This window comes from Neorhizobium galegae bv. orientalis str. HAMBI 540, assembly GCF_000731315.1.
Taxonomy (GTDB): domain Bacteria; phylum Pseudomonadota; class Alphaproteobacteria; order Rhizobiales; family Rhizobiaceae; genus Neorhizobium; species Neorhizobium galegae.
Genome location: NZ_HG938353.1, coordinates 3,855,183 through 3,879,729, shown reverse-complemented (window position 1 = coordinate 3,879,729; position 24,547 = coordinate 3,855,183). Strand labels below are relative to the sequence as shown.

Here is a 24,547-nt window from a genome sequence, read left to right as displayed (position 1 = left end):
CTGATTTCTTTGCAGTGCAGCATTTTTCTCGATGGCGCGTGGGGAGATCCGTCTTGTCGATTTCGAAGATACTGGTTGCCAATCGCTCGGAGATCGCCATCCGCGTCTTCCGTGCCGCCAATGAGCTTGGCATCAAGACCGTTGCGATCTGGGCGGAGGAGGACAAGCTCTCGCTGCATCGGTTCAAGGCCGACGAGAGCTATCAGGTCGGTCGCGGCCCGCATCTTTCCAAGGATATGGGGCCGATCGAGAGCTATCTGTCCATTCCGGAAGTGATCCGCGTTGCCAAGCTTTCCGGCGCCGATGCCATCCATCCGGGGTACGGCCTTTTGTCGGAAAGCCCGGAATTCGTCGAGGCCTGCAATGAGGCAGGCATCATCTTCATCGGCCCGCGGCCGGATACGATGCGTCAGCTCGGCAACAAGGTTGCGGCCCGCAATCTGGCCATCTCGGTCGGCGTGCCGGTCGTGCCGGCGACGGAGCCGCTGCCGGACGATATGGCGGTCGTTGCGAAGATGGCCGAGGAAATCGGTTATCCGGTGATGCTGAAGGCGTCCTGGGGCGGCGGTGGGCGCGGCATGCGCGCCATCCGCGATCCGAAGGACCTCGCCAAGGAAGTCGTGGAAGCCAAGCGCGAGGCGATGGCCGCCTTCGGCAAGGACGAGGTCTATCTCGAAAAGCTTGTCGAGCGTGCCCGCCACGTGGAGAGCCAGGTGCTTGGCGATACGCACGGCAACGTTGTGCACCTCTTTGAGCGCGACTGTTCGATCCAGCGCCGCAACCAGAAGGTCGTCGAACGCGCGCCCGCACCCTATCTTTCGGAAGAGCAGCGGGCGGAGCTTGCCGCCTATTCGCTGAAGATCGCTGCGGCGACCAATTATGTCGGTGCCGGCACGGTCGAGTACCTGATGGATGCCGATACCGGCAAATTCTACTTCATCGAGGTGAACCCGCGCATTCAGGTCGAGCATACGGTGACCGAAGTCGTCACCGGCATCGATATCGTCAAGGCGCAGATCCATATTCTAGAAGGTTTTGCGATCGGCACGCCCGAATCCGGTGTGCCGGCCCAGGAAAACATCCGGCTGCACGGCCACGCGCTGCAATGCCGGATCACCACCGAGGATCCGGAACACAATTTCATCCCGGATTACGGCCGTATCACCGCCTACCGTTCGGCCGCCGGTTTCGGCATCCGTCTCGACGGCGGCACGGCCTATTCGGGCGCGGTGATCACCCGCTATTACGATCCGCTGCTGGTCAAGGTGACGGCGGCCGGCTCGACGCCGGCCGAAGCGATCAGCCGGATGGACCGCGCTCTGCGCGAGTTCCGCATCCGCGGCGTCGCGACTAACCTCACTTTCCTCGAAGCGATCATCGGCCACCCGAAATTCCGCGACAACACCTACACGACGCGGTTCATCGACACGACGCCGGAACTGTTCGAGCAGGTGAAGCGGCAAGACCGTGCCACCAAGCTGCTCACCTATCTCGCCGACGTCACCGTCAACGGCCATCCGGAAACCAAAGGCCGGCCGGTGCCATCCGAACATAGTGCCAAACCGGTGCTGCCCTATATCAACGGCCCGGTCCCGGACGGAACCAAGCAGCTCCTCGACACGCTCGGCCCGAAAAAGTTCGGCGAATGGATGCGCAACGAAAAGCGCGTGCTGATGACCGACACGACGATGCGCGATGGTCATCAGTCGCTGCTGGCCACCCGCATGCGCACCTATGACATCGCGCGTGTCGCCGGCGTCTATGCGCGGGCGCTGCCGAACCTGTTCTCGCTGGAATGCTGGGGCGGCGCGACCTTCGACGTTTCCATGCGGTTCCTCACCGAAGACCCGTGGGAACGCCTGGCGATGATCCGCGAGGGTGCGCCGAACCTGCTGTTGCAGATGCTTTTGCGCGGCGCCAACGGCGTCGGCTACAAGAACTATCCCGACAACGTCGTCAAATTTTTCGTTGCCCAGGCCGCCAAGGGCGGCATCGACCTCTTCCGTGTCTTCGACTGCCTCAACTGGGTCGAGAACATGCGCGTCTCGATGGATGCGATCAACGAAGAGAACAGGCTCTGCGAGGCGGCGATCTGCTATACGGGCGATCTCCTGAACTCCGCGCGCCCGAAATACGACCTCAAATATTACGTCTCCCTGGCCGAAGAGCTGGAGAAGGCGGGCGCGCATATCATCGCGCTGAAGGACATGGCCGGCCTGTTGAAGCCGGCTGCCGCACGGGTGCTGTTCAAGGCGCTGCGCGAGGCGACTTCGTTGCCGATCCATTTCCACACCCATGACACGTCCGGCATCTCGGCTGCGACCGTGCTTGCCGCGGTGGACGCGGGCGTCGACGCGGTCGATGCGGCGATGGATGCAGTATCCGGCAATACGTCCCAGCCCTGCCTCGGCTCGATCGTCGAAGCGCTGTCCGGCTCCGAGCGCGATCCGGGCCTCGATCCGGAATGGATCCGCCGCATCTCCTTCTATTGGGAAGCGGTGCGCGGTCAGTATGCGGCCTTCGAAAGCGACCTCAAGGGGCCGGCCTCGGAAGTCTATCTGCACGAGATGCCCGGCGGCCAGTTCACCAACCTCAAGGAACAGGCCCGCTCGCTCGGGCTTGAAACCCGCTGGCACAAGGTCGCCCAGACCTATGCGGACGTGAACCAGATGTTCGGCGACATCGTCAAGGTGACGCCGTCGTCCAAGGTGGTCGGCGACATGGCGCTGATGATGGTCTCCCAGGACCTCACCGTCGCCGACGTCGAAAACCCGGCGAAGGACATCGCGTTTCCGGATTCGGTCGTGTCGATGCTGAAGGGCGATCTCGGCCAGCCTCCCGGCGGTTGGCCGCAGGCACTGCAGAAAAAGGCGCTGAAGGGCGAGGCGCCCTATACGGCGGTGCCCGGCTCGCTTCTAGCCCCGGCGGATCTCGCTGCGGAGCGCAAGGTCATCGAGGACAAGCTGGAGCGCAAGATCGACGACTTCGAGTTCGCCTCCTACCTGATGTATCCGAAGGTGTTCACCGACTTCGCGCTGGCTTCGGACACTTACGGCCCGGTCTCGGTACTGCCGACGCATGCCTATTTCTACGGGCTGAAGGATGGCGAGGAACTGTTCGCCGATATCGAGCGGGGCAAGACGCTGGTTGTCGTCAACCAGGCGATGAGCGGCACGGATGCCCAAGGCATGGTTACCGTATTCTTCGAACTCAACGGCCAGCCGCGCCGCATCAAGGTGCCGGACCGGGCGCATGGGGCTTCCGGCAGTGCGGTGCGCCGCAAGGCGGATATCGGCAATGCCGCTCATCTCGGCGCGCCGATGCCGGGCGTCATCTCCCGCGTCTTTGCGACAACCGGCCAAACCGTGAAAGCCGGCGACGTGCTGCTGTCGATCGAGGCGATGAAGATGGAAACCGCGTTGCATGCCGAAAAGGACGGAACCATCGCCGAAGTCCTCGTCAAGGCCGGCGACCAGATCGACGCCAAGGATTTGCTGATCGTTTATGGCGCCAGCTAAGGGGAGGGGCGTTCAGCGGCCTTACCTCAAGGCCCGGCGTTCCCCACCGAGCCCTTCGCCGAAAATGATCGTCAGGCCGGCGCAATCGTTCAGGATTGCGCCGGTGCCCGCGTTGGCCCGCGGCGAATGACATGGCCGCGAACATTTTTCCGCGTTGCAGGTTTCGCCTCGATACAATTTGTGAGAGGGAGGGTTTCTTCGCGACGTTGCAAATTCAATCGATTTAAATATGTTCGCGACGATCGAAAGGAACCTATCCATGGACAGTCGCGCACCTTCAAACGCTTCCTCCAGCTCCCGCGCTTTCTTCACCCGCGAAAGGGCGGGCGTATCGCTGCTCTTCTTGATGAACGGTTTCATGATCGGTGCCTGGGCGCCAAAAATCCCGGAATTTGCGAGCCGCCTGAGCTTGAGCGAAAGCTCGCTCGGATTGATGATCCTGACGTTCGGTCTCGGATCGCTGCTGCTGATGCCGCTTGCCGGCAGCCAGATCGCCCGCTTCGGGTCGAGCCAGGTTTCCAAATATACCTCGGTATTGCTGACGCCGACATTGCTCCTTCTCACCTGGGTCGGCAGCATATGGTCAGGCGCCGTGGCAATCTTCCTGTTCGGCGGCCTGATTGGCGCGATGGACGTGGCGATGAATGCCAATGCTGTCTCGGTTGAGAAGAGCATGCGCCGGGCGATCATGTCGTCCTGCCATGCCTTCTGGAGCCTGGGCGGGTTGATCGGCTCGTCGACGGGCGGTTTCCTGATCGAACATATCGGTGTTTCCGCGCATGCCATCCTGGTCACGGTGCTGGCCGCGGTGATGATCGTTGCTGCCTGGCCGACCGTTTTGCATGATGCGCCGCATCCGGACGAAGCCAAGCACGGTGGAAGCCGCCTGCCGCTTTCGCCGTTGCCCTGGCTGATCGGCATCATGGCGCTGTTCTGCATGATCCCGGAAGGCGCGATCCTCGATTGGGGTGCGCTTTACCTTCGCAACGAGTTGGCGGCTTCCGTCACGCTCTCCGGCTTCGCGTTCGCTGCATTCTCACTCACCATGGCGGCGATGCGTTTTGCTGGCGACCTGATCCGCGACCGTTTTGGAGCGGTGATGACGCTGCGCGTCTGCGCCGTCATCTCGATCTTCGGCCTCTTGCTGATCGGCTTTGCCCAGAATGCGCCGATGGCGATTGCCGGCTTTGCGCTGACGGGCATCGGCATTTCCAATATCGTGCCGATCGCCTTTTCGGCAGCTGGCAACCTGCCGGGCATGGCGGCCGGCGTCGGCCTCTCGGTGGTCACGACCATGGGCTATTCCGGCATCCTGGTCGCTCCATCGGCGATCGGCTTCATCGCCGAACATACCGGGCTGGCGGCGATCTTTGCCGGGCTTTCGGCGCTCATCATCGTGGTGCTGGTCCTCTCGCCGTTGGCCAGACATGCCGACACGGCGCATCATTAGGTGCGTCAGCCTGCCGGGCTGGAACGGGAAAGGCCTGTGCTATAAAGTGAGTGTCGCGGCGGTTGACAAGCCGCGAGCCATACGCCACCTGAAAGGCGCTTCATTCCCAAGGCGACGAGACTTCCGATGACCGCACCCATCGATTACGATCCGAAACCGCGCCGCGCCACGGTCGCTGTCGATGTCGGCGGCGTCATCGTCGGCGGAGGGGCGCCCGTCGTCGTGCAGTCGATGACCAATACGGACACTGCCGATATCGACGGAACGGTCGCCCAGGTCGCGGCGCTTTACAAGGCGGGCTCCGAGCTGGTGCGCATCACCGTCGATCGCGACGAGAGTGCCGCCGCGGTGCCAAAAATCCGCGAGCGGCTGCTGCGTCTCGGCATGGACGTGCCGCTGATCGGCGATTTCCATTATATCGGCCATAAGCTGCTCGCCGACCATCCGGCCTGCGCCGAGGCGCTCGCCAAATACCGCATCAACCCGGGCAATGTCGGTTTCAAGGACAAGAAGGACAAGCAGTTCGCCGACATCATCGAGATGGCGATCCGCTACGACAAGCCTGTGCGCATCGGCGTCAATTGGGGTTCGCTCGACCAGGATCTGCTGACCACGCTGATGGATCGTAACGCCGCGGACGGTTCGCCGCTGTCGGCCCGTCAGGTCATGCATGAGGCGATCGTCCAGTCGGCGCTGATTTCGGCCGAGCTTGCCGAGCAGATCGGTCTGCCGCGCAACCGCATCATCCTGTCGGCCAAGGTCAGCCAGGTTCAGGACCTGATCGCCGTCTATTCCATGCTCACAGAGCGTTCCAACCACGCGCTGCATCTCGGCCTCACTGAAGCCGGCATGGGCTCCAAGGGCATCGTCGCCTCGTCGGCTGCCATGGGTTATGTGCTCCAGCACGGGATCGGCGACACGATCCGCGTTTCGCTGACGCCGGAGCCGAACGGCGACCGTACCCGCGAAGTGCAGGTGGCGCAGGAACTGTTGCAGGTCATGGGTTTTCGCCAGTTCGTTCCCGTCGTCGCGGCCTGTCCGGGCTGCGGGCGTACGACTTCGACGGTGTTCCAGGAGCTTGCCCAGAACATCCAGAACGACCTGCGCAAGAACATGCCGGTCTGGCGCGAGAAATATCCGGGCGTCGAAGCCCTCAACGTCGCGGTCATGGGCTGCATCGTCAACGGTCCGGGCGAAAGCAAACACGCGGATATCGGCATCTCATTGCCGGGCACCGGGGAAACGCCGGCAGCACCTGTCTTCATCGACGGCAAGAAGGCGATGACGTTGCGTGGGGTCAACATCGCCGCCGATTTCGAGAAGCTCGTCATCGACTATATCGAGCAGCGCTTCGGTCAGCGGACGGCTGCCGAGTAATCCCATGAGCCAATATTGGTCGCCGATCGTCAGCACGCTGAAACCCTATGTCGCGGGCGAGCAGCCGCGCATCCAGAACCTCGTCAAGCTCAACACCAACGAAAACCCCTACGGGCCGTCTCCAAAGGCGGTCTCCGCGATACAGGCGGCGGCGGATGATGCCCTGCGGCTTTATCCCGATCCGTCGGCGACCGCATTGCGCGAAGCGATCGCTGTACGTTTCGGCGTGCAGGCGGATCAGGTTTTCGTCGGCAACGGTTCGGACGAGGTGCTGGCGCACACGTTCCAGGCGCTGCTGAAGCACGACGAGCCGCTGCTTTATCCAGATATCACTTACAGCTTCTATCCGACCTATAGCCGGCTCTACGATATCGACGTGGTCGAGATCCCGCTCGATGGGGGCTTCCGGGTCCGGCATGCCGACTACGATCGGCCCTGCGGCGCGATCATCATCCCCAACCCGAATGCACCGACCGGCATCGGCCTGGCCCTCCCGGATATCGAGGCGCTGGTGGCGGCGCATCCCGACGTACCGGTCGTGGTGGACGAGGCCTATATCGATTTCGGCGGCGAGACGGCTGCCGGCCTCATCGGACGCTATCCAAATCTCCTCGTCATCCAGACGCTGTCGAAATCCCGCTCACTGGCGGGGATGCGCGTCGGTTTCGCGCTTGGCCAGCGGCATCTGGTCGATGCCCTGGAACGGGTGAAGGACAGTTTCAATTCCTACCCGCTCGACCGGCTGGCCCAGGTTGCCGCGACGGCTGCGATCGAGGATGCCGAATGGTTCGAGACCTGCCGGCAGAAGATCATCGCGACGCGCGACCGCGTCAGCGGCGAATTGCAGGCGATGGGTTTCGATGTGCTGCCGTCGCAGGCGAATTTCGTCTACGCCAAACATCCGGCACTCGCGGGCGCTGAAGTCTATTCAGCGCTGCGGGCCGAGGGCGTGCTGGTGCGGCACTGGAACAAGCCGCGCATAGCCGACTATCTGCGCATCTCGATCGGCACGGATGCCGAATGCGACCGGCTGCTCGACGTCCTGAAGAACCTGCCGGCCGCCGGCTGACCGTGACTATTCTCTCGCAATAGACGTTTCCTCGGCCAGGGCCTTTGCCAGCATGGCCTGGGCGGACCAGCGGACGATCCGTTCGCCCTCCTGCGGGTCGACATTGCAGATGTCGCGCAGCACGACGAGGGACTCGATACCCGTCAGCATCGACAGTCCATGAATCAGCCGGTCGAAGGCCTCCTTCGAGAGCCTGGGCCGCACCGGCTCCAGCGCTTCCGCCAGCCAGGGAAGGCGTCGGCCGCCGCGCCGCACCTGGGTATCGTTGGTGATCGAGGTGGCGAGAAAGGTGCGGAAGACGCTTTCGTTCTCCGCCACCATGCGAAAAATCTGGGCGACCATTTCGTCGAGCCGTTCTTCGACGCTGCCGCTCATGGCAAGATTGTCCGGCAGGCGAACACTGTCGGCCACCGCGTCGAGCACCGCTTCGTGCACCATTTCATCCGGGGTCGAGAAATAACGGTAGGCCGTGGCACGGGAAATGCCCGCCGCATCGGCGACTTCCGCAACTGAGGGGTGCCCTCCGGCCTCGATCAACTGCCTTGCGGTGCGCAGCAACTCGACCCGCGTCCGCTTCTTCTGGTTCACCCGTTCTGTTTTCTTCACGTCATTCACTTGACTTGGTACCTCACTCTCGTTATGAGATTTATATCTCATTAAGAGCTAAGTGTATCACAACGAAATCAAGGTACAAGACCATGAACACGGTTTCCACATCTCCCGCCGGGGGTTCTGTTGCGCCCCTGACGGTGCATTTTCTCGGCAATATCCTGACCTTTCGTGCCCGTTTCGCGGACACCAAGGAAAACTTCACCGTCATCGATGTGCTCACTGCACCGAACGCCGGTCCGCCGCCGCATACGCAGACCGATCAGGAAGCATTCCTCGTTCTTGACGGCCGATACGAGATCATCGTCGGCGATGAGGTCAAGCATTGCGGCCCCGGCGATTTCGTCCATGTCGCGCCCGGCACGATGCATTCCTTCCGCAATATCGCCGAGACGACCTCACGACTGCTGCTGATCAATTTCCCAGGCGACCTGCACGAGGAATTTTTCGTGGCCATCGGCGATCCGATGCCATCCGGCTCGACGGTATTTCCGGAGATGCTGCCGCCGGATGTTCCGAAGATCGTGGCGACCGCCGCGCGTTTCGGGATCGATATCCCCGTCCCGGCAAATGCTTGAGGACAGGACAATGACACTCCCACTGATCAACAATCTTCTCGCCTCCCGCTCTTTCGGTATTCTGGCCCGCGTGCTTCTCACATTCGTGTTCTGGTCGAGCGGTCTTGCCAAGGTTATCGACTTCGGTGGCGCGGTCGCGGAAATGGAGCGCTATGGCGTGATGCCGGCCGTTCCGATGGCGATCGCCGTCATCCTCGTCCAGCTCGGTGGCTCCGCGCTGGTGATTTCCGGCCGTTGGGTCTGGCTCGGCGCCGGCGCGCTCGGCGTGTTCACGATGATGACCATTCCGATCGCTCATGCGTTCTGGACGATGACCGGCGAAGCGGCGTTCATCGAGATGATGTTCACCTTCGAGCATGTCAGCCTGATCGGCGGATTGGTGGTGATCGCCGTCCTGCGGCGGGAGGCGCGTGTGGCAGGCGCGCCAGCACTTGCAAGCTTCTGACGGTGAGGGCATCGACATCGCGCCGGCCTCCTCGCTATTGCCGCAATTCATGGTAAATGAGGTGGCACCACTGACGACGGGGACATCGATTTACATGCTCAAGAAAATTGCAATCGTCGCACTTTGCGCGACCTATCTTTCCGCCTGCACCACGACCGACCCCTATACGGGCGAGCAGAAGGTTTCCAACACAGCCGGCGGCGCTGCCATCGGTGCCGGCCTCGGCGCGCTTGCCGGCGGCTTGACCGGCGGACGCCATGCGGGCCGCAATGCGCTCATCGGTGCCGGTATCGGTGCGCTCGCCGGTGGCGGGATCGGCGCCTACATGGACAATCAGGAGGCAGAACTGCGCGCCCAGCTGCAGGGCACTGGTGTTTCCGTGACCCGCGTCGGCGACCGCATCATTCTCAACATGCCGTCGAACATCACGTTTGCCACCGACCAGGACCAGGTGATCCCGCCCTTTTACCGGACGCTCGATGCCGTCGCGATCGTGTTGAACAAGTTCAACCGCACCTTGATCGACGTGAACGGCCATACGGACTCGACCGGCAGCCTGCAGCATAACCAGGCGCTCTCTGAACGCCGCGCCGCTTCCGTCGCGAACTATCTCGGAAGCCGTGGGGGTGTGGACCAGCGCCGCATGTCGACGATGGGCTTCGGACCGTCGCAGCCGGTTGCCTCCAACGCGACCTCGGATGGCCGCGCGCAGAACCGCCGTGTCGAAGTGGCGATCGCACCGATCACCCAGGGCTGATCAAAAAAAGGCTGATAAGGAAGGCGAGCCGTTCAGATGCGGCTCGTCAGCAGCTTCAGGCCGGCGACGCTGTAGAACACCGCCATCGTGCCTTCGACCCAGCGCCGCGCGGCCTTGTAGCCGCGCAGCGCATGGGATGTCGAAAAGACCATCGCATAGGTGGTGAAGATCAGCATGCTCGAGCTCATGCAGACGGCGATGATCAACAGGATCGCAGAGGTCGGCGCATTGTCCGGCAGGCCGAGTGAAATGATTGCCAACCAGGCAAAGATCGCCTTCGGATTGGTGACGTGGATCGCGTAACCGCGCAGCCAGAGCTGGCGCGCTGTATAATTTGTTTTCGTATTGCCGAGGGCGACCTTGGAATCCGGCAGGCGTGCGGACTTGTAAGCCTTCCAGGCCAGGTAGATCAGGTAGATCCCGCCGAGCACCTTCATGATCTCCAGCGCGATCGCATAATTGCGGAGCAGCGCCGCAAGACCAAGCGCTGCAGCCGTCGCCCAGGTCAGCGAGCCGCTGGCGATGCCGAGTGCGGTGATCAGGCCGGCGCGGCGCCCTTGAGAGATCGAGGTGCCGATGATGGCGAAATTGGCCGGGCCTGGGCTCGCGACATTGATGACATAGGCCACATAGGCCGGCCACATGTAGGGCAGATAGCTCAGGACGTCCGGCATTCTCGTTTCCTATCCCTTTTCAGTTTTCCCGGCTGGCGATGAAGCGTGCCGTCTCCTGCAGAATGGACGCTTTTTCGCCGTAGGGCGCAAGCAGTTCTATGGCTTCCTTCGTCAGAACATCGAGCCGGCCTTCCGCCCATGTTATACCGTGCAGCGCCACGAGCGTGCCCTTGCCGCGTCCCGCATCCTTGCCGGTTGCCTTGCCCATGGTTGCCGCATCCGAAGTCAGGTCGAGCAGATCGTCGGCGAGCTGGAAGGCAAGGCCGATCTTCTGGCCGAACAGCCGCAGCCTTTCGCGATGCTCCGGTTCAGAGCCTGCGATGATCGCCCCCGCCTCGCAGGCAAAGCGCAGCAGCGCACCCGTTTTCATCGCCTGCAATATGGTGATGCCGGCCTCGTCGGGGGGCGATTTTTCGGCGGCGAGATCGAGCGCCTGGCCGCCCGCCATGCCGCCCGGTCCCGCAGCGCGGGCAAGCGCCAGGACGAGTTCCGTCTTCAGTCGGTCGGCCAGCATGGTTTCCGGCGCGGCAATGATGTCGAAGGCGTAGGTCAGGAGACTGTCGCCGGCGAGGATGGCGGTCGCTTCGTCGAAGGCCTTGTGCACGGTCGGCTGGCCGCGGCGCAGGTCGTCGTCGTCCATGGCCGGCAGGTCGTCATGGATCAGCGAATAACAATGCAGGCATTCGAGCGCGACGCCGACCCGAAGCGCCGCATCCGCCGGACCGCCGAGCAGAGCCGCACTCTCGCGGACGAGGAAGGGCCGCAGTCGCTTTCCGCCGTTCAGCGACCCGTGCCGCATGGCGGCCATCAGATGCGCCGGGCGGGTCGTCTCGTCGGAAAGAGGGGTATCGGACAAGAGAGACGAAAGCAGGGCTCCCGTCTCGGCGGCGCTCTGCCGCAGGCGTATTTCGAATGCCGTCTTCGCGTCCGTCATGGCCGCTGTTTGGCATGCCGATTGTTGGCTGGCAACGGCGATTCACCAGGACACGCGAAGTTTTCGGCACCGGACTCGCCTTGGCCACGTTGAGCGGTTATGAAACTCAAAACGAGGGACGAGTGCGATATTGGACATCACACCCGAACAGCAGGTGCAGGAGGAGGAGCCCGTGAGGCCCCGCTGGCAACGGCGCCCGGTTTCCGGAACTCTGATCCGCCGGATCGTGCTGATCGCGATCGCGCTGGTGCTGCTGCCCTATCTGCTGATCTTGGTTTATGCGCTGCCGTTCACCCGTCCTGTCTCGACGCTGATGCTGTCGGAACTGGCGCTGTTTCGCGGGTATGACCGGCGCTGGGTGAGCCTCGACGAGATCTCGCCCAATCTCGTCCGTTCGGTGATGATGTCGGAGGACGGCCAGTTCTGCTTCCATGGCGGCGTCGACTGGAACCAGATGCGTGGCGTGGTCGAGGATGCTCTCGACGGCGAGGCGACTCGGGGCGCGAGCACCATTCCGATGCAGACCGCCAAGAACCTGTTCCTCTGGAACGGGCGCTCGTTCATCCGCAAGGGGCTGGAGCTGCCGCTGGCGCTGGGTGCAGACTTCGTCTGGTCGAAACGCCGGATGATGGAGATTTATCTGAACATCGCCGAATGGGGCCCGGGCATCTATGGTGCGGAAGCGGCGGCGCAATATCATTTCAAGGTGCCTGCTTCGAAACTGAGCGCCCGGCAGGCCGCACTTCTGGCCGTAGCACTTCCCAATCCGATCACCCGCGTCGCCAGCAAACCGAGCCGCGGCGTTCAGCAACTGGCCGTGCTCGTCGAGCGCCGGGCGCGGGGATCCGGCGATTACATCAAATGCATTTATGATTGAGGTCTATCGATTTCATTGGTCGTCTCCTGGCAAGGCCATTATGAGGCTAATAAACCAACCGGAGAGCGGCCCGTGGAAAAGCTTACCCTTTATATAGGCAACAAGAATTATTCCTCCTGGTCTTTCCGCCCCTGGATCGCGCTGACGGCGGCCGGCATTCCTTTCGAGGAAGTGCTGATCCCCTTCGATTTCCCGGCCGGCAATCCGAAATTCAAGACGATTTCGCCGACCGGCAAGGTGCCGGTGCTGCACCAGGGCGACATCAGGGTGTGGGAATCGCTTTCAATCATCGAATACGCCGCCGAGCTTTTCCCGGACAAGGGCATCTGGCCGAAAGCTGCCGCCGACCGCGCGGTGGCGCGTTCCGTTTCGACGGAGATGATTTCCGGCTTCGGCGCACTTCGCAACGCCTGTCCGATGAACATGCGCCGTCCGAAGGCGAGCATCGCTCTTGCCGACGGGGTGATGGACGATGTCGCTCGCATCGAGACGATCTGGCGCGAGCTCCGGGCAAAATCCGGCGGCCCCTTCCTGTTCGGCGAATTCTCCGGAGCGGATGCGATGTTTGCGCCGGTTGTCAGCCGTTTCGACGTCTACGATCTCGTGACGGATCCGGAAACGCTCGCCTATGTCGCGGCAATGAAATCGCATCCGGCGTGGCTCAAGTGGCAGGACGCAGCCCTTGCCGAAACCTGGATCGTGCCGGAAGACGAAGTTTGAGCGGGAATTCTGAAAAAATAGGCTTGGGGACTGGTCAAAGCCCCGGGGGGCATGTATAAGCCGCCCAAATTTCCGAGATCGAGACATGTCCAATCGGCCTCAGTTCCGGCCGGGGATTATGTTTTGCACGCAAGTGGAGTAATCAAAATGGCTGTACCGAAGAGAAAAACGAGCCCGTCGAAGCGCGGTATGCGCCGCTCCGCAGACGCACTCAAGGCTCCGACCTATATCGAAGACAAGAACTCCGGCGAACTGCGCCGTCCGCACCATGTCGATCTGAAGACCGGCATGTATCGCGGTCGTCAGGTTCTGACGCCGAAGGAAAGCGCATAAGCGTTCCTGGTTTCTATTGCATCGAAGGCCGGCTCTGCCGGCCTTTTTTGTTGCGCGAAGACTTGTTTTATTGCGCGAAGACTTGCGAAAGCAGGGCAAGCACGTACAGTCCGGCCACGTCGACTGGAGTTCTGGACCATGCTTGCCGCATTGCCGCTGATGATCATCCCGTTCATTCTCTACAATCTCGCCATGCTCGGCATTCTGGGCGGCGGCGGGGTCGCGTCGCTCGGCACCGTCATCAGCTCGCTTCAGATGCTGTCGGGTGCCGTCTGGACCATGACGCTCGGCGACGTGATCATCGTCGTCTCGCTGGTCTTCCTGTTCGTTGAAATCCTGAAAGCCAGCCGCAATGGCCGCGGCTCGCTGATCAACCACATGCTGTCGATGCTGGTTTTCATCGCCTATCTGGTCGAATTTCTGCTGGTGCGGGATGCCGCGACGCAGATATTCTTCATCCTGATGACGATCACCTTCGTCGACGTCATCGGCGGCTTTGCGGTAGCAATCCGCTCGGCCGGCCGCGACGTGTCGATCGGGCTCTGACGGCCCATCCAGATTTTAAAGATTGTCGAGGCGGCTCTGCAAGTTGCGGAGCTGTTCCTTCAGCTCGTCGATATCCTTGGCGTCGGTCTTCTTGGCGGTAGGTGCCTGGGGCTGCCCCGCAAACGGTGAGAACATCTGCATGGCCTGACGGAACATGTCCGTGTTGCGGCGCACGTGCTCTTCCATCATCTGGATCGGCATCTGCAGGTTCTTGCTGAGCGGCGTATCGCCGAAGGCGCGCGTCATCTGCTCGCGCATCTGAACCTGCTGGTCGGTAAAGGCCTTCATCGAGTGTTCGAGGAATGTCGGCACCACCATCTGCATCTGGTCGCCGTAGTAGGAAATCAGCTGTCGCAGGAAGGAAATCGGCAGCAGCGTGTTGCCGGTCTTGGATTCCTGCTCGAAGATGATCTGCGTCAGAACCGAATGGGTGATGTCATCGCCGCTCTTGGCGTCCTGAACGGTGAATTCCTCGCCCTTCTTCACCATCTTCGCCAGGTCTTCCAGCGTCACATAGGTGCTGGTGCCCGTGTTGTAGAGGCGCCTGTTGGCATATTTCTTGATTATGATTTCGCCTTCGGTCTTCGCCATGATTGCCTCCTGCTCCCGTCAATATGGTTTGGTCATTATCGATTGGCATTCTTCTCCCGACAGGAATGTAAGCCTAAATGACGAGGACTTACAAACGATTTGTGCGGCGCGGTGATTGCTTTGTTGCGCAGCAACCCCGTGAAATCTAACGGGCATTTTCGAAACGTCCGACGGTTTCGTCGCGGCGTTCGGCTGCCGTTTGACTCTCGGCTCAAGCTTTGCCAGTCTCGCAGACAAAATAACGGATAAGAGGAAACGTCCATGTCCAATCCATCCATCGTGATCGCAGCCGCTGGCCGTACGGCGGTCGGCTCCTTCAATGGCGCCTTTGCCAATGTCCCGGCGCATGAACTGGGTGCGGCGGCGATCAAGGGTGCGCTCGCGCGCGCCGGCGTTGAGGCGGCGGAAGTGGACGAGGTCATCCTCGGCCAGGTCCTGCCGGCGGGCGAGGGCCAGAACCCGGCCCGACAGGCGGCCATGAAGGCCGGCGTGCCGAAGGAAGCCACAGCCTGGGGCATCAACCAGCTCTGCGGCTCGGGCCTGCGCGCCGTTGCACTCGGCATGCAGCAGATCGCGCTTGGCGACGCCAAGATCATCGTTGCTGGCGGTCAGGAATCGATGTCCATGGCGCCGCATTGCGCGCATCTTCGCGGCGGCGTGAAGATGGGCGACTTCAAGATGATCGACACGATGGTCAAGGACGGCCTGACCGACGCGTTCTACGGCTACCACATGGGCATCACGGCGGAAAACATCGCCCGCCAGTGGCAGCTCTCCCGCGAGGAGCAGGACCAGTTCGCCGTCTCTTCCCAGAACAAGGCCGAAGCTGCGCAGAACGCAGGTCGGTTCAAGGACGAGATCATCCCCTACATCATCCAGACGCGGAAGGGTGACGTGACCGTCGAGAACGACGAATACATCCGTGCCGGCGCGACGCTCGATTCGATGGCCAAGCTGCGCCCCGCCTTTGACAAGGAAGGTACCGTCACCGCCGGCAACGCCTCCGGTCTCAACGACGGCGCGGCGGCTGCCGTGCTGATGACGGAAGCCGAAGCCGCCCGCCGTGGCATCACGCCGATGGTTCGCATCGTTTCCTGGGCGACCGCCGGCGTCGATCCGCAGATCATGGGCACCGGCCCGATCCCGGCTTCCCGCAAGGCGCTCGAAAAGGCGGGCTGGAAGGTCGGCGATCTCGATCTTATCGAGGCCAATGAAGCCTTTGCTGCGCAATCCTGCGCCGTCGTCAAGGATCTCGGTTTCGATTCGTCGATCGTCAACGTCAATGGCGGCGCAATCGCCATCGGCCATCCGATCGGCGCGTCGGGTGCCCGGATCCTCAACACGCTCCTCTTCGAGATGAAGCGCCGCGGCGCCAAGAAGGGTCTTGCTACGCTGTGCATCGGCGGCGGCATGGGTGTCGCCATGTGCCTTGAGGCCATGTGATATTTTAGAAGATTGTGGATAATCCCGCCGGCGTTGCAAAACTTCGTGGCGGGACTATCTCCCCGACAAGAGCATGTCAAAATAGGTAAGTATCCGGTCACACAGAAGGATCGGATCACAACGCAAAGGGGACGGCCGCATGAGCAGGGTTGCATTGGTTTCGGGAGGAACGCGGGGGATCGGGGCAGCCATCTCCATCGCGTTGAAGGCGGCAGGTTATCGTGTCGCGGCAAATTTTGCTGGCAATGAGGAAAAGGCGAAAGCCTTCCACGACGAGACCGGGATTCCGGTCTTCAAATGGGATGTCTCCAGCTACCAGGCCTGCGTCGAGGGCATCGCAAAAGTGGAGGCCGAACTCGGTCCGATCGAGGTGCTCGTCAACAATGCCGGCATTACGCGTGACGGCATGTTCCACAAGATGACGCCTGAACAGTGGAACGAGGTGATCGGGACGAACCTGACCGGTCTCTTCAACATGACCCATCCCATCTGGAACGGGATGCGCGATCGCGGTTTCGGCCGGGTCGTCAACATCTCGTCCATCAACGGCCAGAAGGGCCAGATGGGCCAGGTGAACTATTCGGCAGCCAAGGCCGGCGATCTCGGCCTTACCAAGGCGCTGGCGCAGGAAGGTGCTGCAAAGAACATCACCGTCAATGCCATCTGCCCCGGCTACATCGCTACCGAAATGGTGCGGGCGGTGCCGGAAAAGGTGCTGAACGAGAGGATCATTCCACTGATCCCGGTCGGGCGCCTCGGCGAACCGGAAGAGATTGCCCGTTGCGTCGTCTTCCTTGCCTCCGACGATGCCGGTTTCATCACCGGCTCAACGCTGTCAGCGAATGGTGGCCAGTTTTTCGCGAGCTGATTTGCGGCATTAACCTTTGAACGTGTTTCGGCGCCTATTGCTGCGCCGAAACAGCTTATCCATATGGTTAACGAGTTGTTTTTCCACGAGATGTTGCGGTGAACAAAGCGGGAAACAGGCGATGTCGCCGATTCGTCGGCGATTCGTTCCGCCTTTGGCCAAGAGTTAACGCCGACAGTCTCTTAGAGGCAAAACAAAACCGGCGCCGATTGCTCGGGCGCCGGTCCTGAGGGACTGGATTGTTGCCAGCGATTAGCGGCAACGGGCCTCGTAGCGGCGGCCGTAACGGTCGCGATAGATGCAGTATCCGCGGCGCTCCGAGGAGTGACCGATTGCAGCGCCGACAAGGCCGCCGGCCACTGCGCCGACTGCTGCGCCACCCCAGCTGTTCGACACCGCGCCACCGATGACGGCACCGGTGCCGGCACCGATTGCCGTGCCGCGTTCAGTCGCGGTGCAGGAGGCGAGCGTGCCGATCATGCAGCCCGCAATCAGAATCTTCTTCATCATGTTAGTTTCCCTTCCCTTGGTACACACGGCTACGCCGCCTTTAAATCCTGCCCATCAGCAGCAGGATAATGATGATAAGGACTACAAGGCCCAATCCGCCCGACGGACCATAGCCCCAGCCCCGGCTATATCCCCAATTCGGCAAGGCGCCAATGAGCAGCAGAATGAGGATAACAAGCAATACGGTTCCGAGCATGATCTTCTACTCCGCTAGACAATCCGAGATGGATTTGGCGAGGAAACGTAGCGCCGCGATTTTTGTTCCATGGCTTGCAAACGTGTGCTCTCACATGTGGTTAAAGTGCGTTAGCCAATGTTAATGGCACCTGAACGATTCGCTTTCGAGGTCCTTACCCGCGACGATTTTCTTGCGGGTCTCTCCTGGTAACACCTACCATATCTTGTGAGAACAAATGGCGAAGACATGGATGTCCGTGATTCGTCGGCGATTCGTTCCGCCTTTGGCCTGAATCTTAATTCCGTGCTCGAAGGAGCGTGGAACAGCCTGAATCGATTGATAAAATGTTAACCATATCAATGGATTGACTCTTCCGATTCTTCGTGAAAGCGCAGCTTCGGGATGAATCCTTCGGTTGCATGCACCCAATCCTGATGCAAATTCAGGATGTCGTGGGGAAGGCGAGAGTCGCATCAACATATAGCAGTGAACAAAAGCTGAATCTTCTCGAGTCTGCGATTCGTCTCCGATTCGTTCGCGTCTGTTCCTTTGCGTTTAAAATTCGAATCGCCGAGCCTCGATTTGCCGCCTTTAGCGATCGTTCTTCGGCCGCAAAGCCATTCTTGAGGCTTGCGTTTACCCGCCGAGATCGCCATGTGTTGCGTGGCTTTGAGTTTTGGGTGAATGCGCAAAACACCGAGCCTTATGTGATGCGCGGAACCAGGCTTTGAATTTCCAGCCCATGATCCTCAGCGGGCGCGGCGTCACCGCCGTCCTCGGACCCACCAATACCGGCAAGACCCATTATGCGATCGAGCGAATGGTGGCGCATGGTACCGGCGTGATCGGCTTGCCGCTCCGGCTGTTGGCGCGCGAGGTCTATACGCGCCTTGTCGAGAAGGTCGGCGTCGCCCAGGTGGCGCTGGTCACCGGCGAGGAAAAGATCACTCCGCCGAATGCACGCTTCTCCGTCTGCACCGTCGAGGCCATGCCGCGCGAGACGAAGGCCTCTTTCGTGGCGATCGACGAGGTGCAGCTCGCGGGCGATCTCGAGCGCGGCCATATCTTCACCGACCGAATCCTGCACCTGCGCGGGCGCGATGAAACGCTGCTCCTCGGTGCGGCAACCATGCGGCCGATCCTCGAGAGGCTTCTGCCGGGAATAACCATCGTCGAGCGGCCGCGCCTCTCGCAGCTCTTTTATGCGGGCCAGAAAAAGATCACCCGCCTGCCGCAGCGTTCTGCGATCGTGGCGTTTTCGGCCGACGAGGTCTATGCGATCGCCGAGCTCATTCGCCGCCAGCGCGGCGGCGCGGCGGTGGTGCTTGGGGCACTCAGCCCCCGCACCCGCAATGCGCAGGTCGGCCTCTACCAGTCCGGCGACGTCGAATATCTCGTCGCGACAGACGCGATCGGCATGGGTCTCAACCTCGATGTCGATCACGTGGCGTTCGCCCAGGATCGCAAATTCGACGGTTACCAGTTCCGCAGCCTCAATCCGGCCGAACTCGCACAGATCGCCGGACGCGCCGGCCGACATGTGCGGGATGGGACATTCGGCGTGACCGGCCAGGTCGCGCCTTTCGAGGACGAATTGGTCGAGCGAATCGAAAGCCACCACTTCGATCCGGTCAAAGTGCTGCAGTGGCGGTCGAAGAACCTCGATTTTTCGTCGCTCAAAGCTCTGCGGGAAAGCCTGGATGCCGCGCCGACCCTTCTGGGCTTGACGCGGGCGCTTCCTGCGACCGACAGCCAAGCCTTTGATTATCTTTCGCGTTATCCCGAAATCAAGGACATTGCGACCACCCCCCAGCGGGTCGAGAAGCTCTGGGAGGCCTGTGCCCTGCCGGACTACCGACGAATTGCGCCGGCGCAGCACGCCGACCTTATTTCGACTCTTTTTTCCGATCTTGTGCGCTTCGGGACGGTGAACGAAGAATTCATGGCGGAACAGGTCCGCCGCGCCGACCGCACTGATGGTGAAATCGACACATTGTCGGCCCGCATAGCGCAGATCCGGACCTGGACCTACGTCTCTAATCGCCCTGGTTGGCTTGCCGATCCGACACACTGGCAAGAAAAGACACGGGAAATAGAGGATAGGTTATCGGACGCGCTACATGAAAGGTTGACGAAACGCTTTGTTGATCGCAGGACATCTGTGCTCATGAAGCGCCTGAGAGAGAATGCGATGCTGGAAGCTGAAATCAGTGTGAATGGCGATGTCTTTGTAGAGGGACATCACGTCGGGCAATTGGCCGGTTTCCGGTTCACGCCCGTTTCGGGAACCGAGGGGCCCGACGCCAAGGCGGTGCAGGGTGCCGCTCAGAAAGCGCTGGCGCTCGAATTCGAGGCGCGGGCGGCAAGACTTTATGCATCGGGCAATAGCGACCTGGCGGTCGGCTCCGATGGTTTCGTGCGCTGGCTCGGCGAGCCTATCGCCCGTCTTGCGGCGAGTGAGCATGTCATGCGTCCGCGCGTCATCCTGCTTGCCGACGAACAGCTGACCGGCCATGCCCGCGAACATGTGCTCGCCCGTCTTGAGCGCTTCGTCAATCATCACATCGCGACGGTTTTGAAGCCGCTCGACGATCTGTCTCGTGCCGAAGACCTTCAGGGCCTCGCCAAGGGGCTGGCCTTCCAGCTCGTCGAAAACCTGGGCGTGCTGTTCAGGCGCGACGTGGCCGACGACGTGAAGTCGCTCGATCAGGATGCGCGCGCTTCGATGCGCCGCTACGGCATCCGTTTCGGCGCCTACCACGTCTTCATGCCCCTGCTTCTGAAGCCGGCGCCGGCCGAGCTCATCACGCTCCTCTGGGCGCTGGGGAACGACGGCCTCGACAAGCCTGGTTACGGCGATCTCATTCCGGCTCTGGCCGCGGGGCGCACGTCGGTCGTCGCCGATCCGACATTCGAGCGGATGTTCTACAAACTCGCGGGTTTCCGTTTCCTCGGCAAGCGCGCCGTGCGTATCGACATCCTGGAGCGCCTTGCCGATCTCATCCGTCCGCTTCTGCAGTGGAAACCGGGCTCCACGCCGCGTCCGGAAGGCGCATATGACGGTCGCCGCTTCACGGCCACGACCGCCATGCTCTCCATTCTCGGCGCTACGCCAGACGATATGGAAGAAATCCTCAAGGGTCTCGGGTACCGGGCCGACGCCGTGAAGGCGGAAGAGGCACAGGCATTCCTCGCAGGCCACGATGCAAGTTCCGTGAACGCTGTTGCTGCTCCGGCTTCGGCAGGAGATGCGTCGGAAGTCTCCGAAACAGATGACGCCGATGCGAGTGAGGCTCCGGCCGAGACTGCAACGGAAACCGCTCCGGCCGAGAATGCGACGGAAGCAGCCCCCACCGAGGCCGCGGTCGAGGCTGCGCCGGCTGAGACGGCCACTGCAGAACCGGTTGCTTCGGAAGACGCTCCCGCGGAGCAGGCTCCGGCTGGCGACGTGACCGACGAGGCAAAGTCTGCCGAGGCTGGAGAGCCGAAGCCGGTCCTGTTGTGGCGCCCGGGCGGCGGCCGTGAAAACAATCAGCGTGGCGGACGTCCGCAACACGGCGATCGTCGTGGTCACGGCGGCCAACGCAATAACGCCCCTGGCGAGGCAGGTCAGCCGGCCCAGGGTCGTCGTGATGACCGTCGCGACAACGGCGGCGAGCGGCGTGAGGCACGTCCGAACGGCGAACGTAGCGGGGGTGACCGCAAGGACGGCGGCAAGCCGAACCGCGACAACAATCGCCGGCCGGACAACAATAACAACAGCAGCAATAACAATAACCGCGGGGGCGATCGCCCGAACCGTGGGGAGCGCCACGAAGGTGGTCCTCGTCCGGACCGCAACGACCGCGGCAAAGGGCCGCAGCCGGCTCGCTTCGAGGCAAAGCCGCCACGCAAGGAAAAGCCGATCGATCCGGACTCGCCCTTTGCAAAGCTTGCAGCTCTCAAGGAGCAGATGAAGAAGTAAGCCCATGACGGAAAAGCAGCCACAATCCGGTTCGCGCCAGCGCATCGACAAGTGGCTGTTTTTTGCCCGCATGGCGAAGTCCCGGTCGATCGCCCAGGATCTCATCCGCTCCAACCACGTGCGGGTGAACGGCGATCTGGTGTCCCAGCCGAGCTCCCAGGTGAAGCCGGGTGACCGCATCGATCTCAAGCTTGAGCGTCGCGATCTCGTGCTGGTGGTGAAGACCGGCGGGGAGAGGCGAGGGCCTTTCGAGGAGGCCCGGCTGCTCTACGAAGATCTCAGCCCAACTCCGGACGAGACAAAAAGGCTGACCCTTTTTGAGCAGGCGCAACGCGCGCAGGGAAGCGGACGACCGACCAAGAAGGAGCGCCGGGAGACCGATCGGCTGTTTCCGGGGATCGACGCGGACCTAGATTAGAAAAAACGACCCGCTACGCTTGGGTTTTCAGCACGGATATCCTTGCTAACCAAAGCCAAAGGCTTTACCTGACTGTCGAAAAGCCGGATCGCCTACCTCCTGTCATTTTCGCAGTTGGGTTTTCGCCTCTCCCGGCTTTCCGGTGTGCCGGCGCTCCTCATCCGTCGACGTGCCGCTGATCCGCGATGGTTCCTGGAGTGCCGCATGACGTATGTCGTGACCGACAATTGTATCCGCTGCAAATATACCGACTGCGTCGAGGTCTGCCCGGTCGACTGTTTTTATGAAGGCGAAAACTTCCTCGTCATCCATCCCGACGAGTGCATCGACTGCGGCGTCTGCGAACCGGAATGTCCTGCCGAGGCGATCAAGCCGGATACGGAACCGGGTCTCGACAAATGGCTCAAGATCAATACCGAATTCGCTCAGATGTGGCCCAACATCACGGTCAAGCGCGACGCGCTGCCCGAGGCCAAAGAGATGGATGGGGTCCCCAACAAATACGAGCAGTATTTCTCAGCCGAACCCGGCAAGGGCGATTGAGATTTGCCGTGACGGCATGGCTCTGAGCCGTTTCGAATCGCTTTGCCTTTTTGTTGGGCAGAGCGTGGATAAAGCGCTCTGTGCACGTGCAAAAGCAAATTATTGATTTCCGCACTTTTTTGTGGTAGACAACAAGAACTGTTCCACAAGGCGGCACGTGCGTGCCCAAAAAACATCACGAAAGCAACAGACCACCCAAAGCGCGGTTTCCGTGACATTGCAACGCTTGAATGTTGTCGGTCGCAGTTCGCGAGGGGTGTTTTTTCGCTCGCGTTGGTCGGACCAGTATGGAGTGACCCGACGGTTTCCCCCGTCTCATCCGGGCCTGACAGACCCGGTTCCCCCGACCCGACTACGGGTGAGTAACAGGGAGTTTGTGAAACGAATGACGACTCAGCAGAAAAAGACTTCTCCCGCACGCCAGGGCTTCAAGACTGGTGAATCGATTGTATACCCCGCTCATGGCGTAGGCACTATCTCTGCGATTGAAGAGCAGGAAGTTGCCGGCATGAAGCTCGAGCTTTTCGTAATCGATTTCGAAAAGGACAAGATGCGCCTTAAGGTGCCAGTCGCAAAGGCCGTCAGCATCGGCATGCGCAAGCTGTCCGAAACGGATTTTGTCGAACGCGCTCTCAAGGTTGTTCAAGGCAAGGCTCGCGTGAAGCGCACCATGTGGTCGCGCCGCGCCCAGGAATATGATGCCAAAATCAATTCCGGCGATCTGATCTCGATCGCGGAAGTGGTTCGCGACCTCTATCGCGCCGAGAACCAGCCGGAACAATCCTATTCCGAGCGCCAGCTTTACGAAGCTGCCCTTGACCGCATGGCTCGTGAAATCGCTGCCGTGAACAAGATGTCCGAAACTGAAGCCGTCCGCCTTATCGAGGTCAATCTCGCCAAGGGCCCCAAGCGCGGCAAGAACGTCGAGGAAGATGAGGCGCAGGAAGAAGCGGCCTGATCATCCGACCTATAATTCTCTCAAAAACCCGGCCTTCGAGCCGGGTTTTTTATTGGAACTTTTTGCCTGCCTCCGCGTTAACCCGCCGGAACGGCGAACTAACGGCGAACTGATGTGCGTCGGTTTGCGTTCGGACAGCTAAGTGCGGGGCGGAAGATCGGTCTATCGAGCCGATGTGAATCCCCGACAGAACTCAAGACGAGGGGAGCAAAGGCGGCAGGAATCTCACCCATCATCGTTCGGGCTTGTCGCGTGCACGGTGTTTTCGGTTTGTGCCTCGCTGTCTTTGTCGGATCAGACCGTTCACGGAGAACACCATGACAGCCATGTCCGCAGACCGCACGATGATCAAGATAGCAATGTCCGCTCCATATCTCGCCCGGGAGGAGGAGCGCGATCTGGCGGTCCGCTGGAAGGACGATCAGGACCAGGATGCCCGAAACCAGATTGCCCTTGCGCATATGCGTCTGGTTATCGCCATGGCTTCGAAGTTTCGTGGCTTCGGTTTGCCGATGAGCGACCTCGTTCAGGAAGGCTATGTAGGGCTGCTCGAAGCGGCGGCAAGGTTTGAACCGGCTCGCGATGTGCGTTTTTCCACTTATGCCAGCTGGTGGATCCGCGCCTCGATGCAGGATTATATTCTTCGGAACTGGTCGATCGTGCGGGGCGGCACCAGTTCGGCGCAGAAAGCGCTGTTCTTCAATCTCCGCCGGCTGCGCGCCAAACTCGCCCGCGGCGATTCCAATCTCACCGCCCGGGCCATTCACGAAGAGATCGCCGTGGCCCTCGGCGTCAGCGTTGCCGATGTCCAGACCATGGATGCCCGGCTTTCCGGCAATGATTCCTCGCTGCAGGCGCCGTCGATCGCCGGCGATGCGGATAGCGGCGAACGGCTCGACATGCTTGCCAGCGCCGAGCCGCTGCCGGACGAACAGGTCTCCGGGATGATCGACGGCGAGCGCCGCCTGAAATGGCTGCAGGGCGCGCTCACCAAGCTCAACGACAGGGAGAAGAAGATTATCCGCGCCCGGCGTCTGACGGACGATGGCGCGACGCTCGAAGCGTTAGGGGCCGAGCTCGGTATCTCCAAGGAGCGTGTGCGGCAGATCGAAAGCCGGGCGATCGAAAAGCTCAAGTCGGCGCTGGTTTCAGCCAATCCGCAGATGGCTGCGGCCGCCTGCTGAGGC

25 protein-coding genes are annotated in these 24,547 nt (G+C 61.2%); 18 read left to right on the top strand and 7 right to left on the bottom strand.

The window, feature by feature from the left end; translation table 11 throughout:
* Window positions 1-53: 53 nt before the first annotated feature.
* On the top strand, window positions 54-3,518 hold the full coding sequence (pyc, locus tag RG540_RS18875) for a pyruvate carboxylase (RefSeq protein WP_038591078.1): 3,465 nt from the start codon (window positions 54-56) through the stop codon (window positions 3,516-3,518).
* Between the two features lie 21 nt (window positions 3,519-3,539).
* Here pyc and RG540_RS32765 read toward each other — a convergent pair whose 3' ends face one another.
* Window positions 3,540-3,878: a hypothetical protein gene (locus RG540_RS32765; protein ID WP_162182791.1), complete on the bottom strand. Its 339-nt coding sequence runs from the start codon at window positions 3,876-3,878 to the stop codon at window positions 3,540-3,542.
* On the opposite strand from RG540_RS32765, the gene RG540_RS18870 reads away from it, so the two are divergent.
* The 3 genes from RG540_RS18870 to hisC all read left to right on the top strand — a co-directional run bounded on the left by RG540_RS18870 (window position 3,778) and on the right by hisC (window position 7,414).
* Window positions 3,778-4,968 carry an MFS transporter gene (locus RG540_RS18870; RefSeq protein WP_038594236.1) on the top strand — a complete coding sequence of 397 codons (1,191 nt, stop codon included), beginning with the start codon at window positions 3,778-3,780 and terminating at the stop codon, window positions 4,966-4,968. The genes RG540_RS32765 and RG540_RS18870 overlap by 101 nt on opposite strands.
* Window positions 4,969-5,094: 126 nt before the next feature.
* Complete coding sequence (ispG, locus tag RG540_RS18865; protein ID WP_038591075.1) at window positions 5,095-6,345, top strand: flavodoxin-dependent (E)-4-hydroxy-3-methylbut-2-enyl-diphosphate synthase; 1,251 nt, start codon at window positions 5,095-5,097, stop codon at window positions 6,343-6,345.
* A gap of 4 nt (window positions 6,346-6,349) precedes the next feature.
* Window positions 6,350-7,414 (top strand): histidinol-phosphate transaminase, encoded by a 1,065-nt coding sequence (gene hisC, locus RG540_RS18860; protein ID WP_038591073.1) that lies wholly within the window; start codon window positions 6,350-6,352, stop codon window positions 7,412-7,414.
* A 6-nt stretch (window positions 7,415-7,420) separates the two neighbouring features.
* On the opposite strand, the gene RG540_RS18855 is transcribed toward hisC, so the two are convergent.
* The gene (locus tag RG540_RS18855; protein WP_038594233.1) at window positions 7,421-8,020 is read right to left on the bottom strand and encodes a TetR/AcrR family transcriptional regulator; all 600 of its coding nucleotides are present in this window, start codon (window positions 8,018-8,020) and stop codon (window positions 7,421-7,423) included.
* A 92-nt stretch (window positions 8,021-8,112) separates the two neighbouring features.
* Here RG540_RS18855 and RG540_RS18850 point away from each other — a divergent pair, with 92 nt between their 5' ends.
* The 3 genes from RG540_RS18850 (at window position 8,113) to RG540_RS18840 (ending at window position 9,803) form a co-directional block, all read left to right on the top strand.
* A complete protein-coding gene (locus RG540_RS18850) occupies window positions 8,113-8,601 on the top strand; it encodes a cupin domain-containing protein (protein WP_038591070.1) in 489 nt (162 codons plus the stop codon).
* 10 nt (window positions 8,602-8,611) lie between these two features.
* Window positions 8,612-9,046 carry a DoxX family protein gene (locus RG540_RS18845; RefSeq protein WP_038591067.1) on the top strand — a complete coding sequence of 145 codons (435 nt, stop codon included), beginning with the start codon at window positions 8,612-8,614 and terminating at the stop codon, window positions 9,044-9,046.
* A gap of 94 nt (window positions 9,047-9,140) precedes the next feature.
* Window positions 9,141-9,803, top strand: a complete 663-nt coding sequence (locus RG540_RS18840; protein WP_037085819.1) for an OmpA family protein — start codon at window positions 9,141-9,143, stop codon at window positions 9,801-9,803.
* Window positions 9,804-9,835: 32 nt separating this feature from the next.
* Here the strand turns inward: RG540_RS18840 and RG540_RS18835 are convergent, their stop codons facing one another.
* Together RG540_RS18835 and RG540_RS18830 are read right to left on the bottom strand one after the other, a co-directional pair.
* A complete protein-coding gene (locus tag RG540_RS18835; RefSeq protein WP_038591065.1) occupies window positions 9,836-10,477 on the bottom strand; it encodes a LysE family translocator in 642 nt (213 codons plus the stop codon).
* A 19-nt stretch (window positions 10,478-10,496) separates the two neighbouring features.
* Entirely contained in the window at window positions 10,497-11,411 is a 915-nt protein-coding gene (locus RG540_RS18830) for a polyprenyl synthetase family protein (protein WP_038591062.1), read from the bottom strand.
* 130 nt (window positions 11,412-11,541) lie between these two features.
* On the opposite strand from RG540_RS18830, the gene mtgA reads away from it, so the two are divergent.
* The 4 genes from mtgA (at window position 11,542) to RG540_RS18810 (ending at window position 13,887) form a co-directional block, all read left to right on the top strand.
* Complete coding sequence (gene mtgA / locus RG540_RS18825) at window positions 11,542-12,288, top strand: monofunctional biosynthetic peptidoglycan transglycosylase (protein ID WP_038591059.1); 747 nt, start codon at window positions 11,542-11,544, stop codon at window positions 12,286-12,288.
* A gap of 72 nt (window positions 12,289-12,360) precedes the next feature.
* On the top strand, window positions 12,361-13,008 hold the full coding sequence (locus RG540_RS18820) for a glutathione S-transferase family protein (protein ID WP_038591057.1): 648 nt from the start codon (window positions 12,361-12,363) through the stop codon (window positions 13,006-13,008).
* Window positions 13,009-13,155: 147 nt separating this feature from the next.
* A complete protein-coding gene (gene rpmF / locus RG540_RS18815; RefSeq protein WP_038546808.1) occupies window positions 13,156-13,341 on the top strand; it encodes a 50S ribosomal protein L32 in 186 nt (61 codons plus the stop codon).
* Window positions 13,342-13,479: 138 nt separating this feature from the next.
* Window positions 13,480-13,887, top strand: a complete 408-nt coding sequence (locus tag RG540_RS18810; protein ID WP_038546806.1) for a hypothetical protein — start codon at window positions 13,480-13,482, stop codon at window positions 13,885-13,887.
* A 15-nt stretch (window positions 13,888-13,902) separates the two neighbouring features.
* Here RG540_RS18810 and phaR read toward each other — a convergent pair whose 3' ends face one another.
* Complete coding sequence (gene phaR, locus RG540_RS18805) at window positions 13,903-14,478, bottom strand: polyhydroxyalkanoate synthesis repressor PhaR (protein ID WP_038591054.1); 576 nt, start codon at window positions 14,476-14,478, stop codon at window positions 13,903-13,905.
* Window positions 14,479-14,739: 261 nt separating this feature from the next.
* Between phaR and RG540_RS18800 the strand changes: the two genes are divergently transcribed.
* Together RG540_RS18800 and phbB are read left to right on the top strand one after the other, a co-directional pair.
* Window positions 14,740-15,921, top strand: a complete 1,182-nt coding sequence (locus tag RG540_RS18800) for an acetyl-CoA C-acetyltransferase (RefSeq protein ID WP_038591051.1) — start codon at window positions 14,740-14,742, stop codon at window positions 15,919-15,921.
* 139 nt (window positions 15,922-16,060) lie between these two features.
* Window positions 16,061-16,789 carry a beta-ketoacyl-ACP reductase gene (gene phbB, locus RG540_RS18795; protein WP_038591048.1) on the top strand — a complete coding sequence of 243 codons (729 nt, stop codon included), beginning with the start codon at window positions 16,061-16,063 and terminating at the stop codon, window positions 16,787-16,789.
* Between the two features lie 252 nt (window positions 16,790-17,041).
* Here phbB and RG540_RS18790 read toward each other — a convergent pair whose 3' ends face one another.
* Entirely contained in the window at window positions 17,042-17,299 is a 258-nt protein-coding gene (locus RG540_RS18790) for a YMGG-like glycine zipper-containing protein (protein ID WP_038546799.1), read from the bottom strand.
* Window positions 17,300-17,339: 40 nt separating this feature from the next.
* A complete protein-coding gene (locus RG540_RS31440; protein ID WP_007775119.1) occupies window positions 17,340-17,495 on the bottom strand; it encodes a DUF3309 family protein in 156 nt (51 codons plus the stop codon).
* A gap of 724 nt (window positions 17,496-18,219) precedes the next feature.
* Here RG540_RS31440 and RG540_RS18780 point away from each other — a divergent pair.
* From RG540_RS18780 to RG540_RS18760, 5 genes are all read left to right on the top strand, one after another.
* The gene (locus tag RG540_RS18780) at window positions 18,220-21,441 is read left to right on the top strand and encodes a helicase-related protein (protein WP_038594230.1); all 3,222 of its coding nucleotides are present in this window, start codon (window positions 18,220-18,222) and stop codon (window positions 21,439-21,441) included.
* A gap of 4 nt (window positions 21,442-21,445) precedes the next feature.
* Window positions 21,446-21,859, top strand: coding sequence for an RNA-binding S4 domain-containing protein (locus RG540_RS18775; protein WP_038591041.1), 414 nt, complete (start codon window positions 21,446-21,448; stop codon window positions 21,857-21,859).
* A 204-nt stretch (window positions 21,860-22,063) separates the two neighbouring features.
* Window positions 22,064-22,402, top strand: a complete 339-nt coding sequence (fdxA, locus tag RG540_RS18770) for a ferredoxin FdxA (protein ID WP_038591038.1) — start codon at window positions 22,064-22,066, stop codon at window positions 22,400-22,402.
* 385 nt (window positions 22,403-22,787) lie between these two features.
* On the top strand, window positions 22,788-23,360 hold the full coding sequence (locus RG540_RS18765) for a CarD family transcriptional regulator (protein WP_038546790.1): 573 nt from the start codon (window positions 22,788-22,790) through the stop codon (window positions 23,358-23,360).
* 317 nt (window positions 23,361-23,677) lie between these two features.
* A complete protein-coding gene (locus RG540_RS18760; RefSeq protein WP_007771992.1) occupies window positions 23,678-24,544 on the top strand; it encodes an RNA polymerase factor sigma-32 in 867 nt (288 codons plus the stop codon).
* Window positions 24,545-24,547: the final 3 nt, after the last annotated feature.